The organism is Salipaludibacillus aurantiacus (assembly GCF_900111295.1).
GTDB classification, from domain to species: Bacteria; Bacillota; Bacilli; order Bacillales; family Salisediminibacteriaceae; genus Salipaludibacillus; species Salipaludibacillus aurantiacus.
Window position 1 is genome coordinate 111,195 of sequence record NZ_FOGT01000006.1, and the last position, 21,281, is coordinate 132,475.

The 21,281-nt window shown below is 43.6% G+C and carries 18 protein-coding genes and 1 riboswitch; of the genes, 10 read left to right on the plus strand and 8 right to left on the minus strand.

Annotated elements, in window-relative coordinates:
- The first annotated feature begins 354 nt into the window (after positions 1 to 354).
- Together BMW59_RS09250 and BMW59_RS09255 are read left to right on the plus strand one after the other, a co-directional pair.
- Entirely contained in the window at positions 355 to 1,347 is a 993-nt protein-coding gene (locus tag BMW59_RS09250) for a DUF4003 family protein (protein ID WP_093050680.1), read from the plus strand.
- The gene (locus tag BMW59_RS09255) at positions 1,295 to 2,545 is read left to right on the plus strand and encodes a substrate-binding domain-containing protein (protein WP_245733031.1); all 1,251 of its coding nucleotides are present in this window, start codon (positions 1,295 to 1,297) and stop codon (positions 2,543 to 2,545) included. The genes BMW59_RS09250 and BMW59_RS09255 overlap by 53 nt, the downstream gene beginning before the upstream one ends.
- 41 nt (positions 2,546 to 2,586) lie before the next feature.
- Here BMW59_RS09255 and BMW59_RS09260 read toward each other — a convergent pair whose 3' ends face one another.
- Together BMW59_RS09260 and BMW59_RS09265 are read right to left on the minus strand one after the other, a co-directional pair.
- Positions 2,587 to 4,188, minus strand: a complete 1,602-nt coding sequence (locus BMW59_RS09260) for a hypothetical protein (protein ID WP_093050686.1) — start codon at positions 4,186 to 4,188, stop codon at positions 2,587 to 2,589.
- Between the two features lie 3 nt (positions 4,189 to 4,191).
- The gene (locus tag BMW59_RS09265; protein WP_093051102.1) at positions 4,192 to 5,004 is read right to left on the minus strand and encodes an ABC transporter ATP-binding protein; all 813 of its coding nucleotides are present in this window, start codon (positions 5,002 to 5,004) and stop codon (positions 4,192 to 4,194) included.
- 602 nt (positions 5,005 to 5,606) lie between these two features.
- Between BMW59_RS09265 and BMW59_RS09270 the strand changes: the two genes are divergently transcribed.
- Both BMW59_RS09270 and BMW59_RS09275 read left to right on the plus strand, forming a co-directional pair.
- A complete protein-coding gene (locus BMW59_RS09270) occupies positions 5,607 to 5,948 on the plus strand; it encodes an RCC1 domain-containing protein (RefSeq protein ID WP_093050689.1) in 342 nt (113 codons plus the stop codon).
- 234 nt (positions 5,949 to 6,182) lie between these two features.
- Entirely contained in the window at positions 6,183 to 7,280 is a 1,098-nt protein-coding gene (locus tag BMW59_RS09275) for an RCC1-like domain-containing protein (RefSeq protein WP_177174258.1), read from the plus strand.
- 356 nt (positions 7,281 to 7,636) lie between these two features.
- Here the strand turns inward: BMW59_RS09275 and BMW59_RS09280 are convergent, their stop codons facing one another.
- A complete protein-coding gene (locus BMW59_RS09280; protein WP_093050695.1) occupies positions 7,637 to 8,599 on the minus strand; it encodes a M23 family metallopeptidase in 963 nt (320 codons plus the stop codon).
- 189 nt (positions 8,600 to 8,788) lie between these two features.
- Positions 8,789 to 10,297, minus strand: coding sequence for an amidase (locus BMW59_RS09285; RefSeq protein ID WP_093050699.1), 1,509 nt, complete (start codon positions 10,295 to 10,297; stop codon positions 8,789 to 8,791).
- 134 nt (positions 10,298 to 10,431) lie between these two features.
- On the opposite strand from BMW59_RS09285, the gene BMW59_RS09290 reads away from it, so the two are divergent.
- From BMW59_RS09290 to BMW59_RS09315, 6 genes are all read left to right on the plus strand, one after another.
- Positions 10,432 to 10,632 carry a CsbD family protein gene (locus BMW59_RS09290; RefSeq protein WP_093050702.1) on the plus strand — a complete coding sequence of 67 codons (201 nt, stop codon included), beginning with the start codon at positions 10,432 to 10,434 and terminating at the stop codon, positions 10,630 to 10,632.
- Positions 10,633 to 10,774: 142 nt separating this feature from the next.
- A complete protein-coding gene (locus BMW59_RS09295) occupies positions 10,775 to 11,080 on the plus strand; it encodes a hypothetical protein (RefSeq protein WP_093050705.1) in 306 nt (101 codons plus the stop codon).
- Between the two features lie 173 nt (positions 11,081 to 11,253).
- The gene (locus BMW59_RS09300; RefSeq protein WP_093050708.1) at positions 11,254 to 13,224 is read left to right on the plus strand and encodes a CoA-disulfide reductase; all 1,971 of its coding nucleotides are present in this window, start codon (positions 11,254 to 11,256) and stop codon (positions 13,222 to 13,224) included.
- Between the two features lie 337 nt (positions 13,225 to 13,561).
- Entirely contained in the window at positions 13,562 to 14,131 is a 570-nt protein-coding gene (locus BMW59_RS09305; RefSeq protein WP_093050711.1) for a GbsR/MarR family transcriptional regulator, read from the plus strand.
- Positions 14,115 to 14,786 carry a cysteine hydrolase family protein gene (locus BMW59_RS09310; RefSeq protein WP_342739926.1) on the plus strand — a complete coding sequence of 224 codons (672 nt, stop codon included), beginning with the start codon at positions 14,115 to 14,117 and terminating at the stop codon, positions 14,784 to 14,786. Before BMW59_RS09305 ends, BMW59_RS09310 begins: the two co-directional genes overlap by 17 nt.
- A gap of 12 nt (positions 14,787 to 14,798) precedes the next feature.
- Complete coding sequence (locus BMW59_RS09315; RefSeq protein WP_093050717.1) at positions 14,799 to 15,713, plus strand: glycine betaine ABC transporter substrate-binding protein; 915 nt, start codon at positions 14,799 to 14,801, stop codon at positions 15,711 to 15,713.
- Positions 15,714 to 15,758: 45 nt separating this feature from the next.
- On the opposite strand, the gene cydC is transcribed toward BMW59_RS09315, so the two are convergent.
- The 4 genes from cydC to BMW59_RS09335 all read right to left on the minus strand — a co-directional run bounded on the left by cydC (position 15,759) and on the right by BMW59_RS09335 (position 21,267).
- Entirely contained in the window at positions 15,759 to 17,489 is a 1,731-nt protein-coding gene (gene cydC, locus BMW59_RS09320) for a thiol reductant ABC exporter subunit CydC (protein WP_093050720.1), read from the minus strand.
- Entirely contained in the window at positions 17,486 to 19,219 is a 1,734-nt protein-coding gene (cydD, locus tag BMW59_RS09325; protein WP_093050723.1) for a thiol reductant ABC exporter subunit CydD, read from the minus strand. Before cydD ends, cydC begins: the two co-directional genes overlap by 4 nt.
- Before the next feature lie 700 nt (positions 19,220 to 19,919).
- The gene (locus BMW59_RS09330) at positions 19,920 to 20,084 is read right to left on the minus strand and encodes an anti-repressor SinI family protein (RefSeq protein WP_093050726.1); all 165 of its coding nucleotides are present in this window, start codon (positions 20,082 to 20,084) and stop codon (positions 19,920 to 19,922) included.
- A 33-nt stretch (positions 20,085 to 20,117) separates the two neighbouring features.
- Positions 20,118 to 20,206: riboswitch (cyclic di-GMP riboswitch) on the minus strand.
- A gap of 359 nt (positions 20,207 to 20,565) precedes the next feature.
- Positions 20,566 to 21,267 (minus strand): response regulator transcription factor, encoded by a 702-nt coding sequence (locus tag BMW59_RS09335; RefSeq protein WP_093050729.1) that lies wholly within the window; start codon positions 21,265 to 21,267, stop codon positions 20,566 to 20,568.
- Between the last annotated feature and the right edge of the window lie 14 nt (positions 21,268 to 21,281).

Sequence of the window (21,281 nt, forward strand, 5' to 3'; positions counted from 1 at the left end):
CTTATCTCTGGCTTCTCCGTATAAGATATGATACACCGGCTATCATAACTAACACGATAATAAAAAGACTTATAATAACCGTCCAGTTAATGGTGACAAGCATTCCGTTCATCCTCCTTCATCATCCCTCTATTGCCGGCCTAACAGCAAAAGCGCTGATGGTAAATGTCTCTCAGTTTATCATTCACTCCATCAGCGCCCCTTAAAACACATTCTTTTCAATCTCTATCTGCAAATCTGCCTTTCACTTAAAAAACCAGCAGCTTCAAAAAACATTCACGAAACAAGGAAACTTAATATCTTTTCACCCGTAAACAATGGTAACAAAAAGATTAACTCAGGGAGTTGAAAAAGATGGAAGTAACGGATATGAAAAAAGTCAGCCAATACAAAGACATCTATAAACAGCTGCGGAATAAATTCCGCTGGCACGTTCCCGACCAGCGCATACTGATGATGGCTGCCTCTTTCTACGTTATAAAAAACACCCCATTTGATTTAAAAGCTTTCACTGAGCTTGCAGATTTTATCAAAAAAGAATCTTCTCTTTTTTCAACGATGCGGTCGCACCAAAGGTTTACAACGGCAGCCATGCTTCTGCAAAGATTCGAACACCCCCAGGAAAAATACGCAGAAATGACTGACCTGTATGATAAACTCGTCAAAGGAGGTTTTGCGCGCGGGGCTTTCACTTATATTTCCGCACTTGTCATGCTTTCCGGAGACCCTGACGACAGTGCTCATGAAAGTTCAATTAAGCGGTCTCTTGCTGTCCATAAAGGAATGAAGACTCATCATCCCTTTATTACTTCAAAAAATGATTATCCCTTATCTGTTCTGCTTGCCCAGCTCGATAAAGAGGTCGAGCCCCTTATGGACCACGTCGAATACTTCTACCGTGACCTCAATCAGAATAACTTCCGGAAAGGAAACGATCTGCAGTTTTTAAGCCACATTTTATCAATTGATAACACTTTTTCCCCACAGCAGCTGGTAAGCCAGTGCCAAAATATGCGCGATAAACTCATACAGGCAAAAATAAAAATTAAGCCGATGCACTACCCTGAAATTGGACTCCTGGCACTCGTGAACGCTGACGAAAATGATTTGCACCATATTAAAGAGCTGACTGAAGTATTGAACACGACCAAGTGGTTTAAATGGCATAAGGATTTAAATACCATTATGGCAGCTAATTTCGCTGTCAGGGAAAAAATTGATCAGAACGACATAGTGGAGACCGGAATTTTTACAACGATAGAAACGATTATCCAGGCTCAGCAGGCAGCCATGATTGCCGCCTTTGCAGGGGGATCAGCAGCTGCCACCTCAGGGTCCAACAACTGATTTAATTGACGCAGAAGGGTTGAAACAAATGAAAGACAAGATTGGCGTTCGAATTGTGTACTTTATTTTCTTCACAGGACTTATTATTTTCGGCGGATATATCGCCGCCTTCCTCACTGCAATTTTTGGCGGGTTGGCCTTTTATACTCCGCTAGTTGTTGCCATTGCCGGATTTCTGATTGTTTATTTAGCCATTTATTTTTTTATTCCAGTCCGTCCGAAAGTTTTAAAAACCACTGCTGTGGTTTTTTTCAGCCTGGCAGTGCTCTCGGCTGCTGGCTATTGGGGATACAACACTTATATCGACAATTTGAAGATGGTGACTGACCGCGGAGTTGACTTGCATGACTACCAGCCATTTGAAGAAGGGACCAGCGTAGCCGTTCTTGACACTCCTTCAAGCTTTCAAATTGAGGAGGACCTGCCTGTGATGGACGGTGCCACGGCTCTTTATCCGGTGTACGCCTCTTTTGCCCAGGCCGTTTATCCGGAAAAAAACTACGATCCATACAGCAGACACAGTGAAGTTGTTTCCACTAAGACAGACGAAGCTTATGACCGCTTGATCAGCGGGGAAGCTGATATCATTTTTGCCGCCGGGCCGTCAGAAAATCAGGTGCTGCAGGCCGAACGTAAAGGAGTGGAACTTGAACTCACTCCTATCGGAAAGGAAGCCTTCGTATTTTTTGTGAATTCAAGAAACCCTGTCGCCGGCCTCACGGTTGAAGACATCCAGTCTATTTACTCCGGTGAAACCACCAATTGGAAGGAAGTCGGAGGCAAGGATGAAGCCATACGCGCTTTTCAGCGCCCTGCAGACAGCGGAAGCCAGACGGCTCTGGAAAATTTAATGGGCAACATTCCCCTTATGGAACCTCCTATGGAAGATATAGTCGGCGGGATGGGCGGGATTATTTCTGAAACGGCTGATTATCACAATTACCGCAATGCCTTAGGATACTCTTTCCGCTATTTCTCCACAGAGATGGTGCAAAACGGAGACATAAAGCACTTGGAAATTGAAGGGGTTTATCCGGAAAAAGAGTCGATCCGTGATGAGACTTATCCAATCACCTCAGAATTCTATGCTGTCACTGCCGGCACTGACAATCCTCACGTCAATGACTTAATTGACTGGATCCTCTCCCCTGAAGGCCAGGAACTAATTGAAAAATCAGGCTACGTCCCTGTTCATTAAGAAAAACGTGCCGGAAACCATCGTCCGGCACGTTCTTTTTTCTATAGTCTTCTCCACAGCACCATATTGGCTACAAAGAGGACAGCTCCATAAACCGGTGTGCCGAAAGTGAGTCCGCCTACCCAGAAATGAATGCCGTACAACACCAGGATGGGGACGAACAAAAACAGCACTTTCCCCGTTTCCTGCTGGGCCATTTCGAACGATTCAGAGAAAGGCATGAGCTCTCCGTTCAGCACTTTGAAACAGAATAAGACATACAGGCTGGACACCAGCCACACTACGATTAAATCAGGAAAAATATTTACGGAAAAAATGAACATGAAAATGCCGCTTAAGGCAGTAAATACAGGCACATATAATGCCACTATAAAAGCTTTCAGCGTGCCTTTAACTATTGGGCTTCTGTTTGTCACCGGAAGTGCTTTGTAGACCCACGATCCTTTGAAATTCTCAGAGTACCTGAGCATGAGAATTACTGTCGGGATCATCATAGCTGAAAAATACACCGATAAGTAATAGCGGCTGGCCGCCACTTCTTCAAATGAGCTCATGCGCACCTCGTTAAAAATAAGAATAAAAGGAATGACAAAGGACAGGCCTAATACAGGATAGACTTTCAGTTTGAACTGTCGTTCGTTTTTCATCATTTTCCGGGCAAAATAATAAAATATCTCTTCTTCTCTCGTTTTACAAAGAAACCGGCCAAGACGCCCTTTCTTCTTTTTCTTTCCCTGCTCCTGATGCGACAGTTTCTCCAGGTTTCTTTCAAAGGACGGAATTGCTCTAATGTATATATAAATTGACAGGAACGGGACGGTCACAGCTAATATAGAAAACACAATCAAATAGATATCACGGCTTCCGCCAAGGAGGGTTTCAAACAGCGCGCCGTACCAGACGGGAGGCAGAAATACTTGCCACCATTGAGGTGCAAACGTAAAGTCGAGATTGAAAATTTCAAACGAGCGGATCACGAGCTGATAACCGACCACAATTGATAACGATAAAGCGATTTGAACGTAATTAATAATATCCTTCAATTTTTCACCGTCAAAAAATCTTAAAACGAGGATATATAAGAGAGCCGTCACCACGACTATTAGCAAGTCTATGAGAATAATCTGCCCCAGAAAAACAATGAAAAACGGCCACCCGCGCGCGAGCAGACTGACCAGTAAAGGTATTCCGGTAATTGTACCAGTGAGAATAAACATATAAATACTCACATGCACCATTTTCGCCGCGTTAACCGTCCTCCTGTTTACCGGCTTCGTATTTAAAATGTTTTTATCCCTGATATCGAGCAGGACCTGCGAAAAGTCCGAAATCATTGAAGTCATGAGCAGAAACATCAACACCCCGTAAACGAGAGTCATAGGCAGAATATAGCTGTCTCTGATTAATATAAATGGAATGAGGACTAAACCTAAAAAAGCGTAAATCCACAGGGATTTCAAAAACTGGTTTGATTCATTATCTTTATTTTGCCTGCCGGCTTCATTAAACACAGTCGGCATCCTGCGCCGGTCCATCGTCAGCTTGATTTGCAGGATTCTCCTCATCGCCGGATAATCCACACCAAATCTTTGGAACACGCCTTTAAATACATCGACAATCTTTAAGGACGGATAACTTTTCATTTTTTACCCTTCCTGAACGATGGCAACGACTTTTTCAGCAATGTTTTCATGTTCATCGAAGCCCGTTAGCTCATTAAAAATTTCTTCCAGTGTTCCGTCCATATTCTGCCCTTTCAGCTCTTCGAAACTCCCGTCTGCTATAAGCCTGCCGTCCGAAAGCAGGACAATGCGGTGGCTGATCTTCTCGACAACTTCCATAATGTGCGAGGAATAAAAGATGGTTTTTCCCCCGGCTGCAAGCTTAGCCAATATCTCTTTAACAATCATGACACTGTTGGCATCGAGCCCGCTTAATGGTTCATCTAAAAATAACAGGTCGGGATTATGAAGCAGACTTGAAATAAGCAGCACCTTTTGTTTCATCCCTTTTGAAAAGGAAGAAATTCTTGAATGGTACACCTCTTCAAGGCCAAACAGCTTTGTCAGCTCTGCCGCCTTGGCGTCTGCTTCCTCATGCGACATGCCGTACAGTTCGCCTGTAAAAGTCAAATACTCGTAAGCTGTTAAATTCTCATACAGATCCGCTGTTTCAGGGACATAACCGATTCTTTTCTTGTATGTATGGTCCCCGCTGGAAATATCCTCGCCAAAAATACTCACTTGGCCGTCAAATTCCTCAATCAGCCCGAGCATAATTTTCACCGTGGTACTTTTTCCCGCACCATTAGGACCGATATAACCGATAATTTCCCCTTCATTTACCGTTAAATCAATTTCTTTTAAGACGTGTTCATTACCAAATGTTTTCGATAACTGTTTCAGTTCCAAAATAGGTTCGATTGGTCTCACCTGCCATTTCTTTATGCCTACCAGCATTTTAACATGGAAGGTGCCTGGATTTCTGGTTTTCGCTGATTGAAGGGCAGGTTTCGCTGATTGAATTACTTTTTCGCTGATAGGAGGCCTTTTTCCGCTGATTGAATCAGATTTTCGCCGATTGAACCCTGATTCCGTGACCCGGATCCTCAATTACACCACAACAGTTCCTCATTATCAGCTGCTTGCCTAAAAAATCACATTTCTTCTTTTCATTAATGACAAGACTATTATCCTTAAGAAAATTCACGAAGCAGTTAAAGTGTTTTATCAACCCTTTGACAAAGTTTCTAAAGGAGATACAGCTTTTAAATATTAATTTTATTTTATGAGCTGCACCCTAATTTTTGTTTAATACCCCCCTCTGATTTCACAGTTAAGGGGGAACTTTTACTTCCTCACATGGTGGAGAATACCTTAACTTTGTATCAGATAACACAATTATACAATGACGTAATAAGGAAGAGCGAAATAAAGATAGCCCTGTCAATAGGCTAGTATCCTGGGCTAATTCATCCTACCTGTATGTACCTTTCAAAATATGATCTTTCTCATAGTATGTTAAAAATATGCTTTATAACTATATAAAAGGAGAGATTTAGATGGGTCTACAAACTTCTACTCTATTTGCTTGGGGACGAAATTTCGAGGGACAACTCGGGGATGGCACAAATAATGACAGCAACGTCCCTGTTGAAATCACCAGCATTTCCAATGTTATCGACATTGCCGGGGGCGGCACAAACCTTACTGGATTTGGAGACCACAGCTTAGCTATTCTTGAAGACGGAACAGTTTGGGCATGGGGATTTAACGATTTCGGACAACTCGGGAATGGCACGAATAATGACAGCAATGTTCCGGTTCAAGTCACAGGTTTAATGAATGCCATTAATATCAGCGGTGGATTTGGACACAGTCTTGCAATTGAACTAAGGCCTTAAGTACGATTTTTGTTTAATAACCCCTTCTGTACTTAACAGTTCAAGGGGGGTTATTTCCACAAAAATGTATTGGATAACACAATTATACAATAACGCTTATTAAAGCAACAAAACAGCCAGACCTTTCATCTCAGAGTACCTAATGTTATCTTACCGGTTTGTACCTTTCAAAATATAATCTTCCTCATAGAGTGATTAAAAGATTCTTTATAACAATAAAAGGAGAGATATATGATGGGTTTACAAACACTTACTTTATTTACTTGGGGTAATAATACTTCTGGACAACTTGGAGATGGGACAACAGAAAACCGCAATGTCCCTGTTGAAGTCGCCGATATATCCAATGTTATTGACATAGCTGGCGGATTGTGGCACAGCCTCGCACTTTTAGGTGATGGGACAGTCCGGGCTTGGGGCGCTAATAATGATGGACAGCTTGGAGATGGGACATTTGAGGACAGAAATGTCCCTGTTCGAGTTACTGGCTTAACTAACGTTGTCGCCATTAGTGTCGGTTATGATCATAGCCTCGCTCTTTTAGCCGATGGCACCGTCTGGGCTTGGGGAGAGAATGAAAATGGACAACTTGGAGATGCCACATTTGAAAACAGAAATGTCCCTGTTCGAGTTACTGGTTTAGAAAATGTTATCGCCATTTCCGGGGGTGACTATCACAGTCTGGCTCTCCTAGCCGATGGCACGGTTCGCGCCTGGGGGTGGAATGAGTACGGGCAACTTGGGAATGGCACAAATGATGATAGCAATGTCCCCGTCATAGTAACAGGTTTAACGAATGCCACGGCAGTAGGTGGCGGCGGTAGTCACAGCCTTTCTCTCCTGGGTGATGGGACAGTCCGGGCTTGGGGGTGGAATAACACTGGACAGCTTGGGAATGGAACAGTATTTGAGGACAGCAATGTCCCAGTCCAAGTCTTAGGTATAGATAATGCTACTGCCATTGCTGCTGGTGGACGTAATAGCCTTGCTCTTGAAAACAGTACAGTTTGGGCTTGGGGTGAAAACTCAACTGGTCAGCTGGGAAATGGCACAGATATTGATGAGAGCCCTGTCCCGGTTCAAGTCTCAGGTATAGATAATGCTACTGCTATTGCTTTTGGAGGCGGTATGGCTGAGCCTGGCCACGGTCTCGCTATGCTCGATGATGGCACTGTTCGTGCTTGGGGATGGAACAATAATGGCCAACTCGGAAATGGCACAGATGGAAGAGATAATTTCAGCAATGTCCCAGTCCAAGTGTTAAGGTTAACAGATGTCATTAAAATTGCTGCCGGATTTAGACACAGTCTTGCGATTGAACTGCGGCCTTAAGTATGATTTTTTATTTAATCCCCCTCTGTACCTAACAGTTCAGGGGGAAGTTTTATTTCCCCACGTATCTTCCTTGGAAACTGACGCAGTTGCATAGTTTTCTAGAGTTTACTTATTCTCTTCATCAACTCCCTTTCACTTCGTTTAAATCATTTATCTATTTTTACTGGTTGCTATTCTATACATTTTAATCTATTCTACCGCTGATGAGGGCTCGATGCCTGAAGCTGCGGCACGGGACATAAAAAGAAAAACAAGGGAGGGAGTTCCCCCTTGCCTCTTAAATCTCTCCTCTATCTTTTAAACTTGTTGTACTATCTATTTCCCTATCGCCCTTATTTTTTCAGGAAGAATCGCTAAAACCCGGTTACATCCTCACCTCTGACCGGCTCTTCGCCGTCACTAAAACGGATCCTCAGTGATTTTGCTTCTTGCCAGTCAGCGCCGTCCGCCACATGAAAATGAATATGCGGTTCACTGGAGTTTCCTGAATTTCCGGCCAGCCCTAAGACGTCGCCCGGGAAGACTTCATCTCCTTCTGAAACGATCAGAGAGTTTTTTCTGCAGTGGCCGATTACGCTGAACTCTCCGTGTCCATGTTCGATAATTACGTGATTGCCAAGAGGAGCTTCTTCATTTGTTTCAATTTGCGGCGTGTTATCAGGGATTCCGTCTTCAACACTCACCACTTTTCCTGACGCTGGTGCGAGAACCGCTTTTTCGAATGCATGGTAACTCTCCTTGTCTTCAGGATCCCCCCTGAAAGTGTTTCCGTCTTTTTTGACAACGAGGTCATAGGCATAGCGCTGGTTTTCATAAGGATAATGGTAGTTGACAAGCTCGTTCGTCCCTCCCCAAAACACAACCCAATCATTATTAACCGGCATCCGATATGTATTTTCGGTGAAAGCTGCCTCACTTTCAGAAGGGAAGTCCAATGGCATGAGCCGCAGCCCTTCGATCGTATAATCCTCCGAAAAGTAACTTCTAATCCCCTTTGTACCATCCCTGTTCATCCACTGATATTCCATTAGCCCATTCAGTTCTATATCAGTAACAAGTTCAAAGGTGTCTGCTTCCCGGCTGAAATTCTTGCCAAGACTTTCAAACTCGTCATAGGGCACATTTTCCTGGAATTCATTGCTTGTCTGCTCATAAATGTGTTCAAATTCCCCCGCCAGAAAAACGTCAGGGAACTCTTCAGGAGAAAAAGAGTCCCACTCAGCCTGGCTGGAAGACTCACTATTTTCTCCGCATGCTGCAAGCACAATTACCCCCGCTACGGACAGAGATAACAGGGTTCTTTTAGAAGATTGCATATGATCTCTCCTCTTTGGCACGTTCTTAATACCTTGTACGACCTTTTCCAGGAAAAAGTTTCATTTTTAAGGAAAATTATATAGACACGTGTCGACGTGACAGACACAAAGATAAAGCCGTCTTGTTACTATCTGGCTGTTTAAATTGAATTGGTGGTTTCCCTTGTAAAAGCTTTATATCCCAGCGCTTCAACGCTCGCATCCTTCAAATACGGGGTTTCCTTTCATCCCTTTCCATAATTCACTTTGCTCCAACTGAAAGGCTAGTCTGAACAGGAGATCTTCCCGTCCCTTTGGAGCCATCACCTGGACACCTAGAGGAAGGCCTTCTCCCGTTAGATGGAGGGGCAGTGACACAGCCGGCTGGCCAGTGAGGTTTGCCAGTTGCGTATAAGGTGTATAAGCGAGACTTGGAAGAAACATTTCGTAAATGAGAGCTTGCTGTCCGCTCGAAGAAGCTTCTGCCAGCTTTCTTCTGAATTCCTCAGCATCGGATGGCGACTTGGTGAACTCTCCTATCTTTGGGGCGGGATAAGCAGTTGTCGGGGTAACATAAAGGTCGTACCGATTATGGAAAGAGGCGATTACCGCTGCTGCGGCATCCCATGCCTGAAGGCTTAAAGAAAATTCTGCCGCCGATACCTTTTTACCTGCTTCACTCAGCATCCAGGATTCCAGTTCAAGGTCGTCCTCTGTTATTTTCCGGCCTGACATTTTTTCCAGCGAGCTGACGACTCCTGCCATTTCGCCGCTGTTCATTAAGTAATAGTTCTCTATCAGTTTCACTCCGTCCAGCTCAGGGGAGGCTTCTTCAACCCTGTGGCCTTCTTTTTCAAGCCAGACGGCTGTCTTTTTCACCGCTTCCACTGCTTCATCAGAGACTGGCGTGTGGACCGGTGACTGTGTGGAAAAAGCGACAGTCAAGGGCTTCGCCCAGTCACTCTCTTTTTCCTGGAGCACGGGTGTTTCCAGAAGAGGCGCTTGAAAAGCTGCCTCAGGTTGGACTGTCTGGAGTAAATCAAACAACGCAGCGCTGTCACGCACCGAACGGCTTAGTACAAAATCGATCGCTGCCCCCTGCCACTGCCGGCCGGAACCGGGTCCTACAGGCATGCGCCCGCGGGTCGGTTTTAACCCGAATAATCCTGTAAATGAAGCAGGAATCCTGATCGATCCCCCGCCATCGCTCGCACCGGCTGCCGGGACAATCCCGCCTGCCACAGCCGCTGCTGAACCGCCGCTTGAACCGCCGGGAGAATGACCGGTATTCCAAGGGTTTCTTGTTGGCCCGTAAAGCTCAGGCTCTGTTATATTTTTTAATCCGAATTCCGGTGTGTTTGTATGGCCGGCTGCAATTATGCCGTTAACGCGAAGCTTTCTAACTAAATGGGAATCCTGTTTTGCCGAATGGGAAGCGAGCAAACGGGCACCCACTGTCAATTTTTCTCCTTTCATTGCCTGTGAGGCATTTTTTAAGAGAAAAGGCACCCCGGCAAACATACCTTCTGCACCCGTTATATTCTTCGCTTCCTCCAAGGCCTGTTCCCCCCGGTGATGAACCACTGCGTTCAAGGCAGGATTTATTTTTTCAAGCTGTTTCCAGGCAAGCTCAAAAATTTCCAAGGGTGACATTTCCTTTTTTCGTATAAGTTCTGAGAGATCAGTCGCATCTAAAGATCTATAAGTTTGTAAGTCCACACTCTCACTCCATCCAAAATATGTATATATTACACTAACTATTGTACCAAACTTGCCCGTATAAGTTTCACTCTCCAAAACAAGTGGTATATCAACAACATAATCGAAAGCTAATTCCAAAGGAGAGATTACTAATGAATCAAGACCAATTAAAAGGTAAATGGAAACAGCTTACTGGAGAAACGAAAAAGAAGTGGTCGAAATTGACCGATGATGACTTACAGCATGTAGACGGCAACAAAGAAAAGCTTATTGGGAAAATCCAGGAGAGATATGGAAAATCGAGAGAAGATGCTGAAAGAGAAGTTAACGCATGGGAAGACGAAAATAAATAAACACCAACAGAACCGTCAGCTTAAATGGCTGGCGGTTTTGCTTTGCATTAAAGGCCCTCCTGACCGTCCAAGGCGACAAATCATTTTTTATAGTGTTAAAATAGGTTAAGAGATTACGAAGGTTTCAAAAGGAGAAAGCGTTATGTGGTATATCATTATTATTCTTGCAGTGGTTATAAGTATCCTTGGGATTTATTTTATGAATATTGGACTGATCCGGGTTCAGCTTGAAGAGTTGGCCCACCGTTTCCAAAAAGGCGAGAGTATGAGCGGTGATCTTGAAGAGTGGGAGTATTATCTGAATAAATTGTTTTGGAAGCCGTTCGGAACTAAAAAAACGATTGATGCTTACGGGCCGCATTATGAAGATTATTTAAACGCCTACTACCCGGACCACGATTCTGCCGCACTTGAAAAATATAAAAAATTTAAGCAAAAAAACAGCTGACTATGAAGAGGCTTATCTCATAATTGAGGGCCTCTTTTTTGTATGTGTTAATTTTCACATAACGGTCACAACTTCTTACTTAAAGACATTTACATAGTGTTAAACCTGCTGTAATATACCCTTATAGGTATTTAACAAAAAACGAATGCTTTAAATTACAGGAGGTAATTCCTATGTCTAAAAAAATTATTATTGTCGGCGGTGTCGCCGGCGGAGCTACAGCAGCTGCCCGATTAAGAAGAATTGATGAAACATCCCATATTACAGTTTTTGAGAAAGGTGAGCATATTTCATTTGCCAACTGCGGACTGCCGTATTATATTGGCGGCACAATTGAAGACCGTGATAAACTGCTCGTTCAAACAGTTGAAGGTATGTCAAAAAAGTTTAACCTTGATATACGTAACCTGACTGAAGTGACCGCCATTAACCGAGCCGACCAGACTGTCACTGTCAAAAAAGCAGAGACAGGTGAAGAATATACTGAATCCTATGATGAACTTGTTCTCTCACCTGGCGCGCGTCCAATCGTTCCGCCTATTGACGGGTTAAATGAGGCACAGAATATATTCACACTCCGCAATATTCCTGATACAGACAAAATTAAAGGCTGGGTTGACGAAGAGCATCCAAAGAAAGCAGTCGTGATCGGCGGAGGGTTTATCGGCCTGGAAATGGCTGAAAACCTGCACGAACGGGGAATTGACGTGACAATTGTGGAAATGGCTGACCAGGTGATGGCGCCTCTCGATTATGAAATGGCCTCTATCGTCCACGAACATGTGAGCAGCAAAGCAACCCTTATTTTAGAAGATGGAGTCAAAGCTTTCCGTGAAAATGGAAAAAAAGTTGTTTTAGCGAGCGGAAAAGAGCTTGAGAGCGACCTGACCATTCTTTCGATCGGTGTCCGTCCTGAAAATGAGCTGGCGGTTAATGCCGGATTACCGGTAGGTCAACGCGGAGGAATCATTGTTGATGACACCCTTCGTACTGAAGATCCTCACATTTATGCGATCGGTGACGCGATTGAAGTGAAGGACTTTAATCAGAGGAACCCCACAATGGTGCCGCTTGCCTGGCCTGCAAACCGTCAGGGGCGTATCGTGGCTGACAACATTTACGGTAAAAATGTTAAGTACAAAGGGACACTCGGAACTGCCATTGCAAAAGTGTTCGATCTTACCGTAGCAGCCACAGGGAATAATGAAAAGACGTTGAGAGATCTGAATGTGCCCTATGAAGCGGTGCATGTCCATCCTGCATCTCACGCGGGTTATTACCCTGGGGGATTTCCTGTCTCTTTAAAACTGACGTTCAATCCTGAAGACGGCAGAATTTACGGAGTCCAGGGGGTTGGAATTAACGGTGTCGATAAACGGATTGATGTCATAGCTACAGCTATTAAAGGCGGTTTAACAGTATATGATCTCCCTGAATTGGAACTCGCTTACGCGCCGCCGTATTCGTCTGCAAAAGATCCTGTAAACATGCTCGGATATGTGGCCTCCAACATTGCTGACGGTGCTCTGGAAATCGTTCACCACCATGAGATTGACAGGATCGTCGCTGACGGCGGGACGTTAGTTGATGTCCGTAACCCGGAAGAAGTGGCGATGGGCGCTATTCCAGGCTCAATAAATATCCCGCTCGACACGTTACGCGACCGGCTCAGTGAGCTGCCTTCAGACCGTAAAATTTATATTACGTGCCAAGTCGGCCTTCGCGGATACCTGGCAACCCGTATTCTCGAACAAAACGGATTTCAGCCGGTCAACTTGAGCGGCGGGTATAAAACCTATTCGTGTGTTAATGCCCAGTGTTCCGATTCCGTCCAGGAAGAAATGGACAGCCGGAAAAACGAACCGGCCATTGAGGAGGGGAACCTCCAAGCTGAGGTTGAAATTAACGCGTGCGGCTTATCCTGCCCCGGACCGATAATGAAAGTCCACAAAGGGATGAAAGAACTGGAAGACGGCCAGGTGCTGCAAATAAGTGTGACAGACCCAGGCTTTGCAAGAGATATTGAGGGATGGTGCAAGAGTACCGGCAACACGCTGTTAAAACAGCAGACAGAAGAAGATCAAATCAGTGTCTGGATTGCTAAAGGACACATCGCGCGCCCTTTATTAGCGCAGCAACTTTAATCACTGATAAATAATATCCCCTTCACCACTGAAACTTATTTCAGTGGTGTTTTTTTATTAAGCCGGCTCTGTGTTCCAGCCTGATGATTTTAATAGTTACCGCTTCCGCCCCCCCGATAAGCAGTGACCCTTGCCGCTATTAGATCGTTTAACTGCTCATAAGAAGATTACCTTGTTATAGCTTATACATTCACTGCTTTTTCTTTAATATCCCCTCTTCTTTTCCATTTGACTGAAATAAATTTCATGATAAAATATATTTTGTACAAAACATTTAATATAAATTATACAAATTGAACAAATTAAATAAACGCTAATTATTTACAGGAGGTATAACATGACTGATTCCCCCTTTTCAAAATTAGAAGAAGCACGAGATGTTATGATCAGTGCTATTGCCCAGACCATGGTTATTTACGGCGTTACTCCATCAGTCGGAAGAATCTACGGTATTCTGTATTATTCTGATGAACCAATGTCACTTGATGACATTAAAGATGAAGTTGCGATGAGCAAGGCCAGTGTCAGCAATGGTATGCGGGAACTTCTTGATACTGAAATGGTTATTAAGGTGTGGAAAAAAGGTGATAGAAAAGACCATTATATAGCTGAGAAAGATTTCTTTAAAAATTTCATTAATTTTTTTGTGAAAAAAATGAGACAGGAAAGAAGTCTGATTATAAAAGGTTCCGAACAAGCACGGCCCGCCTTACAGGACATCATTAATTCTGCGGCATCAGAGGAGGCAAAAGAAGCAGCTAAACAGGATTTAGAAAAGATGGACCAGTCCTATCAATACTTTGAATGGACAATGAAATTAGCCAACGCTATGGATAGCGGAGAAATATTCAGTTTTTTACCAAAGGAAAAAGACCAGTCTAAAGAAGAGGGTGACTCAATTGAATGAGAAAAATACGGCATTATTATTAATAGATTTACAAAAAGAATCCCAGTTTGGTATTACACAAATAGAAGACATTAAAGATAAAACATCAGAATTAATTGGTGTTTGCAGGAAGAAGAATGTGCCTGTTATTTTCACAAGGCAAATCAACCGTGCAGACAATAGGGGGCTCTCTAATGGAGAACCTTTAACGAGTGAGGGTGAGCCGAAGTTTTATAATTCGTCAACAGAGCACTGTGACATTCTCGAAGGCATAGATGTGCGCGAAGAAGACCTGGTCATTGATAAATACCGCTGGAGTGCTTTTCACGAAACCCCTCTCGATTTAATGCTTCGTAACATGGGGATTAAACATCTTATCGTAGGAGGGTTCGTTACTGATGGCTGTGTAATGACTTCAGTGTTTGACGCCTATTTCAGAGACTACCAGATTCATTTAGTCAAAGATATTTGCTCCACGACCAATGAAGGAGCCCACATGTCTTCTATAATGATTATGGCCAATTGGATTTATGATATGACTATTTATAATTCAGCAGAAATGGTGAAAAGGTTAAACAATAGTCCTTATCAAGCTTGGATAGGTACCGAACCCGACTCACTTAAATTTACTCCGGAAACTATGAGAACAGTATTTAATAATCTGGATCTGTCCTAAGGAGGATGTTATATGAGAAATAAAGTCATTACTTTTATGGGTGGAATGAGCCTGCTTTTTACTGCAGGATGCGGAGGGAATTCAGATAACCCGGCTGGTACGACTGGCAACAATAATGGAGAAGAAAACACAGCTGGAGAAGACTCATCAAGCGAACCGATCCGCTTAGGTGTCACTACATGGACAAGTACTGAAGCCCCATCAGAAATTATGAAACAGATTCTTGCAGAAGCCGGCTATGAGGTCGAATTTGTGTATTTAGATCAGCCTATCATTTTTGAAGGTTTAATGAATGAAGATATTGATTTTTTTATGGATGCATGGCTCCCCTATACTGAAGAGGAATTATGGGCTCGTTATGAAGATCATTTACAAAAAGTTACTACTAGCTATGAAGAGGTTCCTTTAGGATGGGTAGTGCCAACTTACGTTGAAGAAGACAGCATCGCTGAGTTAAAGGGGAAGGCTGATAATTTTAATGGTAATGTGGTAACCATCGACCCTGGTGCCGGTATTGTAAGTATCTCAGAAGAAGTTTTGGAGGGGTATGACCTGGAAGATGAATATACCCTTATGACATCAAGTGAGCCTGCGATGATGGCTGATGTAGAAGAAAAAATACGTAATGAAGAACCGGTAGTATTTACTGGCTGGAGACCTCACTCCATGTTTGCAAAATTTGATCTGAAATTTTTGGAAGATGAAGAAGAGTACTTTAAAACCGATAATGTCTATGTTATTTCATATAATGGTATCGAAGATAAATATCCGGAAGTCTACAATATAGTTTCTGAGTGGAGTATTGAAGTGGCTGATTTAGAGGCGATGATGCTCGAATATGAAGAAGAAGACCGCCCTTTCGAAGAATCTGCTGAAGATTGGATTGAAGCTAACAGGGATCAGGTCGATGCCATGATAAATAACTAATTTTGGGAATAACTGGGGGGACAGACCCCCCAGTTATTCCCTTTTTCAGGCTGAAAAAACACTTTTCTCGATTTGTTTCATTTCATAGAAATAGCCTTGTTTTGCCATTAATTCCTCATACGTCCCTGTTTCAACGATTTTTCCCTGCTCCATTACAATAATCCGGTCCATTTGTTCAAGTCCTGTTAACCGGTGGCTGACCAGGATAACCGTGTCATTTTCAGCTTCTTTAAATAGATGGTCATATATCTTTTTTTCCGTCAGTACATCCACAGAAGAAGTTGGTTCATCGAGAAGCCAGAGACGTCCTTCCTTCAAAAGCCCTCTGGCAACTGCCAGCCTCTGCTTTTCTCCTCCTGAAAGATTGCCGCCTTTTTCGAGCACCTGGTCATCGAGTGAAAAGTCTGCCAAATGCACGTGAGCCAGCGCCTCTTTCATCTGATCATCTGTCAGTCCGTCACCGGCAAGCTGTAAATTTTCCCTCACCGTTCCATAGAAGAAGTGCTGATCCTGGAGAAGTGCTTTCGTGCCCATCCACAGGCTTTCTTCATCTATTTCAGTTACAGGCCGGCCGTTTATATGAATATTGCCGGTGTCTGCACGGTAAACTTTTAAAAGAAGCTGAAGCAATGTCGATTTTCCTGACCCGCTCGGTCCTACGACAGCTGTTTTGGAGCCTGCAGGAATCGCTAATTGAACGTCTTTCAGTGCTGCGCGGTCTTCCCCGGGATAATTAAAAGTGACATGATCTATTAATATGCCCCAAGGTTCTGAACGGTCAAGTATGACCCCTTTCTGCTCTGCCTGTTCTCCCTCAGACTTCTCATCGCTTTCCACTGCTGAAAATAACCTCGCTGCGGCGTGCCTGCTGTCTTCGTAATGATTCGGAAAGGCGGCCATAGGCACAGCATTCTCAAAAACAGTCAGTGAAATCATAACGAGCATAGCGATAAAAACGCCTTCCAGTTCGCCGACAGTTACTAAATATGCCGAGGCTCCAAGTACGAGCCAGGAAACAGCCATAGTAACACCTTGATTGATGGACTGGCTGAATAGCATCCGGGCCCCGGCTTTCTCCTGCCCGCTGATATAGTGGTCTGAAGCCGCAATTAATTTGCTTTCCTGCTGTTCCAGTTTCTGATGGATTTTCAAATCTCTGAAGCCGTAGAGGAACTCAGTCGCCTCTACTGACAGATTTCCCCGGCGTTCTCTGACTTGCCCTTCAATTTTCCAGTGTTTCCCCGCAAACATGGCAGGTATCAAAAAACCGGTCAGAAGGAGCCCTGCTGCTAAAATTAAACCGATGTATACCGAAAAATACATCGTAAAAGCAATCGTTGCTAAAAAGACAATCAGCATAACAATCGGAGGGTAAAATACCCTGAGGAAAAAGTTTTGCAGACTTTCTACGTCCCCTACGATTCTCGAAAGGATATCCCCGCTCCGGTATCTTTGAAAAATACGCGGAGCTAACGGCTCTATTTTTTCGAAAAAGTGGACTCGGAGATTACTCAAAATCGTAAATGTTGCGCGGTGCGAGTAATACCTTTCTGCATACTTGCTGAGTGCCCGTGTAAAACTGAAAAGTTTCAGCAGTGCGATGCTTACAGTCAGGACATAGAGGGGCGGCATGATCGCCGCTTTGGATATAAGGTACCCGCTGTTGGCAAACACACTCACCGCACCCATTCCCGCAAGAAAGCCGAATAACACGGATAAAAGAACATCTTTTCTTTCCTTAAGCATCAGCGTCATAATCATCCCTGTTTCTCTCATCCTGCTTCCCCTCCTTGATGGACACAGATCATGCTGCTGTATGCCTCTGACTCCTGCAGAAGCTCTTTATGCGTCCCTGCGGCAGTCAGCCCGCCATTTTCTAAAAACAGAATCTGATCCGCATTTTTTATCGTATGAAGACGGTGGGCAACGGTAATGATAGTTGACGATTTTCCAAGCTCTTTCATAGAACGCTGGAGAATTTGTTCTGTTTTCAGATCCAGCCCGACTGTCGGCTCATCAAATAATATAACGGTCGGCTCCTTCAGGAAAGCACGGGCTAACGCTACCCGCTGCTTTTCGCCGCCTGACAGCCCTCTTCCGCCTTCACCAATTACCGTTTCATAGCCGTCTCTTAACTCTGAAATCATCTCGGCAATTCCAGCTTTTTCAGCTGCCTGTTCTACTTCAGCCCGTGTGACATTCCCGGACTTTCCAAGAATAATGTTTTCTTCTATCGTACCGGAGAACAGGTAAGGATTTTGAGAAATATAGCTGAGCTGGTTATACCAGTCTGTTTCTTTGTAAGTGTTTAACGGCCGGCCGTTGACTATGATCTCTCCTTCAGTTGGAGCTACTAGACCGGCAATTAAATTCAGCAAGGTTGTTTTTCCTGCCCCGCTCTTGCCAACCACAGCTATTTCGCTGTATGGCTCGCATTCAGAATTGAGTTTATTTAGAGCCAAGGCCTCTCCGCCGTAAGAAAAACTGAGGTCTCTGAAGGAAATGGCAGGAGGGGTCTCCTGGGTATCCAATGAGATATCTCCCCACGTTACCGGATGTTCCTCAGCCTCTAACTCAGCAGCCACACGTTTGGCCGCTCCCATACTTCCTCTCCCTGTATGAAAAGCACTTCCTAATTCTTTTAGTGAAGTAAAAAATTCGGGGACAAGTATAAGAACAAAAAAGGCAGTAAAGAACGTGAGCTGTTCATAAACGACGAGCCGGAAACCGACTTCAAGCGCAACGAGAGAAATACTGAGCATTGAGATAAACTCAAGCATAAGAGAAGATAAGAAAGCAATTTTTAATACTTCCATCGTTGCGTCCCGGTAATCCAGACTGCTAAGCCGGATATCTTCTTTCTTTTCTTTTGCCCGCCCAAAAAACTTCAAAGTTGAGAGTCCTTGCAGAATATCCAGGAACCGCCCCGAGAAGACAGTCAGCTTCTCCATCTGTTCTTCTGATTTCTTTTGCGTGTTTTTTCCTACGACAATCATCATAATCGGAATAAAAGGCGCGGTTATGACTAATATAAGCCCTGACACCCAATTCATCCAGAATACTGCGATGAGAAGCATAAGAGGTACAATGGAAGACTGAATCATTTGCGGGTAGTAATGACGGAAATAATTATCAATCTCATCGACTGAATCCATCAGCACACTCACTTTTTCCCCAGATTGCCCCTTCAAGGATGCCTGCAAAGGATTCCTGCTGAATTTATTTAAAAGTTTCTTTCTCACATCACTCTTTACATGGCTTGCCATCTTCATACCTGTTCGTCCGTTCACATAAGTAAACAATGCTCTTGTTAATAGCGCTGCCAAGAGACCTCCAAGCCAGAAATAAGTCTCCCCGAATGCGCCGTTATTTAAGAATATATGATCAACGATGAGCACAATAAACCAGGCTTGGGCGATAATGGATGCCCCGATCATAAACGAAGATACCATCAAAGCTGACCTGCTCTTTTTTTGTTCCTGTGCCATTTGTTTTAGCTGCGTCATGACTGTTCACAGCCTCCTCATAACATACTGTTTTAACTGTCTGTATAGTGTTTACATTCCTATTTTAAAGGAATAGCCCCCCTGATACACACAATGTGCTTATTTATATTATGACACTTTTGTGACAGTCTCAACAACCTGGGGTCAGACCCCCCATTTATTTCCACATAAAAGAAGCTGACACTAAACTAAAACAGTTTTGGAACAGTTGAACATTAATTTATTTTTTTTAACTCCCGTGAAACTAAGTCTTATAAGTTATTCCACAGCTTTAGCTTCTTTGATTGATGGACAGAAGGCGGCGACGCCCGAGGGGTTAAGGCTGAAGATCCAATTCAACGAAGCTACAGGCTGAGTTGAATTTAGCTAATCAAGAAAAAAGTAAATGGGTAAATACACTATTTTTCCTAGGCACGAAGGCGAGGACACCCGGAGGATAAGCGAAGTCTGAAAATCCACTTTCCCGAAGCAATCCTTCGGGAAAGTTAGTTGAAGACAAGCCCTCGGGTAAGCCTTCGCCGAGAGTGCACCGGCAGATTAAAAGGACAAGCCCCTGGGCAAGCGTCCGCCTGGTGAACTGAAATCTATGCTTTTATACAAAACCATTTAGATATAGGGGTCAGACCCCCCATTTATTTCCACAAAAAAACTGTTTCAAATAATTATTTGAAACAGTTAACGTATGATCTGCCCAGCCCGTCTATAAAACATTCCCTTTTTGATGATTTATGTCAGACGCCGGTAAATTGTTTAAAGATTGCTGGAAGAACGTGCGTACTTCTTCCGTTGTCATGCCTATTTCTTTTGCTTCAACCATTAACTGCTCCCATTCTTTGTCCAAGGTGGAGTGTACGATATTTTCCATTTCCCCCCAGACCTCCTTTCCCACAGATGCCTAATAGGCGGCCCGGCGATCTTAGGCGTTTCCCAGCCCTTAGACCCGTAGCTTTGCGTCCCTGCTTTTCAACAGGTTTGCCTTTAACTAGTAGGAAGGTAAAAAGTTGTCCTTTCTAACCTGTCTTCGGTCCCTTATCTGTCGACCTTGCATTCCGTAGATATAAAATAAGATTATCACTCTCGACCGCTTATACTTCCTTTCTGATTAAATTCCTCTGTTCTCAAAAGTGAATTAAACGGCCATACCATCTTTTAGAAATAAATTCCATAACCGAATATTCTGATAATTAACCTTGCAATTGCCCCCTATCCCTCCTTTTTCAGTTTAAACTTTTACCCTTAAACGCTTCCTTACCGACTCTTTCTGTCATTTAATATACTTCTTGCAGGTTAAATCCAAGTTAAAAAAAGGAAAAATGTTCTTTTTTCCGTAAATTTTTCTCTCATATTTATTTTTTATTATTAAATTTATAACCAAATCCCCGGACTGTCTGGATATACTCGGGCTTGGCGGGATTTTCTTCAATTTTCTTCCTGAGATTACGTATATGGACGGAGACTGTTTTCAGATCACCGTAATGGTCGAATCCCCAAATGTGGTTATAAAGCTGCTCTGAACTGAAGACCTGGTTCGGGTGTTTCATAAGAAATAATAATAATTGCAGCTCTTTTGCATATAAAGAGACACGTTCTTCTTTAACAAACACGTCGAAACTGTTTAAATCCACTTTCACTTCTCCCCAAGATAAATACCGGCTCTTCTTCTCCTCACCGGATGCCAGCGGACCATTCCGCCGCAAATTAGCCCTGATCCGCGCCTCTAATTCAGCCAAATCAAACGGCTTTGTTATATAATCATCGCCCCCGGCGTTTAACCCTTTGATTTTATCAGAAGAGGAACGCTTGCAGCTCAAAAAGATAATGGGGGTCTCCGTTTTATTCCTTATTTCACGACAGATATCAAAACCTTCCATTCCAGGGAGCAGAACGTCTAATAAAATAAGCTGCGGATCGGCTGTTTCTGTCAGCTTTAACGCTGCTGCCCCATTCTCCGCAGTGATTACTTCAAAGCCTTTCTTCTTCAGATATAAAGAGGTCAATTCACGAATATCTGCGTCATCTTCAACAATAAGTATTTTATCCCCGGCCATCTTTTACCACTCCT